4 protein-coding genes and 1 pseudogene are annotated in these 4,431 nt (G+C 61.9%); all 5 read left to right on the top strand.

The genetic code is table 11. From position 1 onward, the window contains the following. The first annotated feature begins 186 nt into the window (after window positions 1–186). Window positions 187–621 (top strand): 50S ribosomal protein L11, encoded by a 435-nt coding sequence (gene rplK / locus ABWP84_RS18115; protein WP_353213425.1) that lies wholly within the window; start codon window positions 187–189, stop codon window positions 619–621. A 4-nt stretch (window positions 622–625) separates the two neighbouring features. Next, the gene (rplA, locus tag ABWP84_RS18120) at window positions 626–1,321 is read left to right on the top strand and encodes a 50S ribosomal protein L1 (RefSeq protein WP_353213426.1); all 696 of its coding nucleotides are present in this window, start codon (window positions 626–628) and stop codon (window positions 1,319–1,321) included. A gap of 293 nt (window positions 1,322–1,614) precedes the next feature. Next, the gene (rplJ, locus tag ABWP84_RS18125; RefSeq protein ID WP_353213427.1) at window positions 1,615–2,130 is read left to right on the top strand and encodes a 50S ribosomal protein L10; all 516 of its coding nucleotides are present in this window, start codon (window positions 1,615–1,617) and stop codon (window positions 2,128–2,130) included. A gap of 83 nt (window positions 2,131–2,213) precedes the next feature. Next, window positions 2,214–2,591 (top strand): 50S ribosomal protein L7/L12, encoded by a 378-nt coding sequence (rplL, locus tag ABWP84_RS18130; RefSeq protein ID WP_353213428.1) that lies wholly within the window; start codon window positions 2,214–2,216, stop codon window positions 2,589–2,591. A 194-nt stretch (window positions 2,592–2,785) separates the two neighbouring features. Then, window positions 2,786–4,431 (top strand): annotated as a pseudogene (locus ABWP84_RS18135) (DNA-directed RNA polymerase subunit beta); the annotation flags it as partial.

The following is a 4,431-nucleotide window of genomic DNA, read 5'->3' on the forward strand; positions in this document are numbered from 1 at the left end:
AAAGAAAGGGGGTGCGGGGGAAATTCGTTTCCCCCGCCTCTTGCTTCCCCTCTGTCCCGGGCCTATAAGCCCGCTCCCCGTCCTTGTGTCGGGGCCCATAATTGGGGAACGCGGGAGACAGAGGTGGGGTGACCTGCGCTATGTCGTATGCACCGCGGGCCTCTGCGTTTCAGAGGAGTATGGCCTTTGGCCAAGAAGATTATCGGCTATATCAAGCTGCAGATTCCTGCGGGCAAGGCCAATCCTTCGCCGCCGGTTGGTCCGGCGCTGGGTCAGCGCGGCCTGAACATCATGCAGTTCGTCAAGGAATTCAATGCGGCGACGCAGCAGATGGAGCCGGGCACGCCGACGCCTGTGGTCATCACTGCGTTTTCGGACCGTACATTTTCCTTCATCACCAAGACCCCGCCGAACACTTACTTCCTGCTGAAGGCAGCGAAGATTGAGAAGGGCAGCACCACTCCGGGCAAGGGGCCTGTGGTTGGGCGCGTGTCGAAGTCTCAGCTGGCGGAGATTGCCAAGGTGAAGATGAAGGACATGAATTGCACCAGCATTGACAGTGCCGTGCGTCAATTGGCCGGGTCTGCCCGCGCCATGGGCATGACTGTGGTGGAGGGTTAAGATTATGGCAAAGCAAACCAAGCGCATGAAGGTCGTCACGGCTGCTGTGGATGCGCAGAAGGCTTATGCCCTCGCCGATGCCATTGCTCTGGTGAAGGACAATGCCAAGGCCAAGTTCGATGAGACCATCGAGATTGCGATGAATTTGGGTGTTGACCCGCGCCATGCGGACCAGATGGTTCGCGGCGTGATTGGTATGCCCAATGGCACGGGTAAGACTGTTCGCGTGGGCGTTTTCGCCCGCGGTCCGAAGGCTGATGAGGCGCGCGCTGCTGGTGCCGATGTGGTGGGTGCGGATGATCTCGCTGCCGCGGTGCAGGAGGGCAAGATCGAGTTCGACCGTTGCATTGCAACGCCGGACATGATGGCGCTGGTTGGCCGGCTTGGTAAGATCCTCGGCCCGCGCAACCTGATGCCGAACCCGCGCTTGGGCACGGTGACCATGGATGTCAAGGGCGCGGTGACCGCGGCCAAGGGCGGCCAGGTTGAGTTCCGGGCCGAGAAAGCGGGCATTGTCCATGCCGGTATCGGCAAGGCTTCTTTCCCGGCTGAGAAGCTGCTGGAGAATGCGCGTTCCTTTATCGACGCGATCCAGAAGGCGCGGCCGAGCGGTGCCAAGGGCAATTACGTGAAGAAGGTTGCTGTCAGCTCCTCGATGGGTGCTGGCGTGAAGGTGGACCTGACCACGCTCAGCGCCTGATTGAAATTCACACCCTTTTTTGGGGTGTGCGCAGGGTGGGGGTTATCCCCTGCCCGACCTGTCAAAGATCGCATGTGGGGCTTGGCTCCATAAGGGTGGGTTAACCTCACCGCACGCGGGAGGCGGGGCGCCATGACAATTGCCGGGGTGTGATCCCCGTCGTTTGGCTTGGGCTTCCGGCTTTGCATTCAAAGACAGGCGAACCATGGGTGGCGCTGCCGGAAGGTGGCGCTGCCCGCGTGTGAACCGGCCCGACCTCCGAGAGGGGCAAGGGCCACCGTAGGAGACTGCACGTGGAACGGACGGAAAAGCGCGACTTCGTCGCGTCGCTCGCCACGGTGTTCGGGGAAACCTCTTTCGTCCTGGTGGGCCGCAATGCGGGCCTGACTGTGGCGGCGGTGGATGATCTTCGGCGCCGGATGAAGGCGAATGGCGCGACGTACAAGGTCGCGAAGAACCGCCTGGCCATGCGCGCCCTCGACGGCACCCGTTTCCAGGGCATTTCGCCACTGCTGAAGGGTCCGACCGCGCTTGCGTGGTCGAGCGATCCTGTTGCCGTGGCCAAGACCGCCGTGGAGTTCGCCAAGGGGAACGACAAGTTCGTGATCCTGGGCGGGGCGCTCGGTAATCAGTTGCTTGATGCCAATGGCATTAAGGCGCTGGCCGAGCTTCCCTCGCTCGAAACGCTGCGCGCGTCGCTGCTGGGCATGCTTCAGACCCCGGCATCGCGCATCGCCTCGGTGCTTCAGGCACCTGGTGGGCAGCTGGCGCGGGTGTTCAAGGCATATGCCGATCGGGACGCCGCATAGTCGGGAAGTCGAATCGCTCCATCGGGATTCGCCTGATGGGGTTGCAATCATCAAGTCAAGCGATTATTTAGGGGATATACATCATGGCCGATCTTGCAAAGCTTGTGGACGAGCTGTCCAGCCTGACTGTTTTGGAGGCTGCTGAGCTCTCCAAGATGCTGGAAGAAAAGTGGGGCGTCTCTGCCGCCGCGCCGGTGGCTGTTGCCGCCGCTGCTGGCCCGGCCGCCGCTGCCGCGCCGGTTGAGGTGCAGACCGAGTTCACCGTGATCCTCGCCGCCGCTGGCGACAAAAAGATCAACGTGATCAAGGAAATCCGCACCATCACCGGCCTGGGCCTGAAGGAAGCCAAGGACCTGGTCGAGGGCGCGCCCAAGACCGTGAAGGAGTCGGTGTCGAAGGACGAGGCCGACAAGATCAAGAAGGTGCTGGAAGAGAACGGCGCCAAGGTCGAGGTCAAGTAATCCATCCTTCGGGATGGTGCTTCCGGCCGCCGCAAGGTGGCCGGGCTGAACTGAGCCGGGAATGGGCGGGGATCGGCAACGGTTCTCGCCCCTCTCGGCGTTTTGCGCTCTTTGCGGTTCCGCACAGGGCATTGTCATCGCGGGCTTGTCGGTTACGTGCCGATGGGGCCGCCAGATTGGGAAGCTGAACAGGCATGAACGCCATCAACAAGCCGTTCACGGGCAGCAAGCGCATCCGCAAGAGCTTCGGCCGTTTGCCCGAGGTCGCGCCGATGCCGAACCTGATCGACGTGCAGCGTTCCTCTTATGCCCATTTCCTGCAAATGGAGGTGCATCCCGATAAGCGGACGCATACCGGCCTGCAGGAAGTCTTCAAATCCGTCTTCCCGATCGATGATTTTGGTGGCCGCGGCCGGCTGGAATTTGTCCAGTACGAGTTGGAGGAGCCGAAATACGATGTGGAAGAGTGCATTCAGCGCGGCCTGACCTATGCGGCGCCCCTGAAGCTGCGCCTTCGTCTCATCGTATGGGATATTGACGAAGACACCGGCAGCCGCTCGATCCGCGACATCAAGGAGCAGGATGTCTATATGGGCGATATGCCGCTCATGACGGATAACGGCACCTTCATCGTCAATGGCACTGAGCGGGTGATTGTCTCGCAGATGCACCGCTCGCCGGGCGTCTTTTTTGACCATGACAAGGGCAAGACCCATTCTTCGGGCAAGTATCTCTTTGCCGCGCGGGTGATCCCCTATCGCGGCTCCTGGCTCGATTTCGAGTTCGATGCCAAGGATATTTGCTACGTTCGCATCGACCGCAAGCGCAAGCTGCCGGCCTCCACCTTACTTTATGCGCTGGACAGCGAGGCCACCGAGGCCAAGCGCGACACCGCGCGCGCCGAGGGCCGTGAGCTGGAGCCGGGCGAAATCCGCGGCATGGATGCCGAGGAGATGCTGACCTATTTCTACGGCAAGGTCGCCTTCAACCGCCTGCCCAAGGGCTGGGCCCGCAGCTTCGACCCTGAGAGCTTCAAGGGCATCAAGCTGCTCGAGCCGCTGATCGACGCCAAGACCGGCGCCGTGGTGGCCGATAAGGACGTGAAGATGACGCCGCGCGCCGCGCGCAAGATCGTCGAGGCGGGCACGACCGAGGTGCTGGTGGGCCGTGCAGATTTGCTGGGCCGCTTCATGGCTGAGGATATCGTCAACCTGGAGACCGGCGAAATCTGGATCGAGGCCGGCGAGGAGCTGTCTGAGGCCAAGCTGGCGGCGATGGAAGAGGCGGGCATCGATGAGTTGCCGACGCTGGCCATCGACCAATCCGTCGGTCCGTGGATGCGCAACACGATCATGGTGGACAAGAACTCCAACCGTGACGAAGCGCTGATGGACATCTACCGCGTCATGCGTCCGGGCGAGCCGCCCACGCCGGAAACCGCTGAGACCCTGTTCAAGGGCCTGTTCTTCGACATGGAGCGCTATGACCTCTCCAGCGTCGGCCGGGTGAAGATGAATATGCGCCTGGGCTTCTCGCTTGATGAGGTGCCGGACACCCAGCGCACGCTGCGCCGGATGGACATCATTTCCACCGTGAAGACCCTGCAGGAGCTGAAGGACGGCAAGGGCTCGATCGACGATATCGACAATCTTGGCAATCGCCGGGTGCGTTCGGTGGGCGAGTTGATGGAGAACCAGTACCGCCTGGGCCTGCTGCGGATGGAGCGCGCGATCAAGGAGCGCATGGGCTCGGTCGATATCGACACCGTCATGCCGCATGACCTGATCAACGCCAAGCCGGCGGCGGCGGCGGTGCGCGAGTTCTTCGGCTCCTCGCAGCT

The sequence above is a fragment of the Rhodovarius sp. genome (assembly GCF_040399605.1).
Taxonomy (GTDB): domain Bacteria; phylum Pseudomonadota; class Alphaproteobacteria; order Acetobacterales; family Acetobacteraceae; genus Rhodovarius; species Rhodovarius crocodyli_A.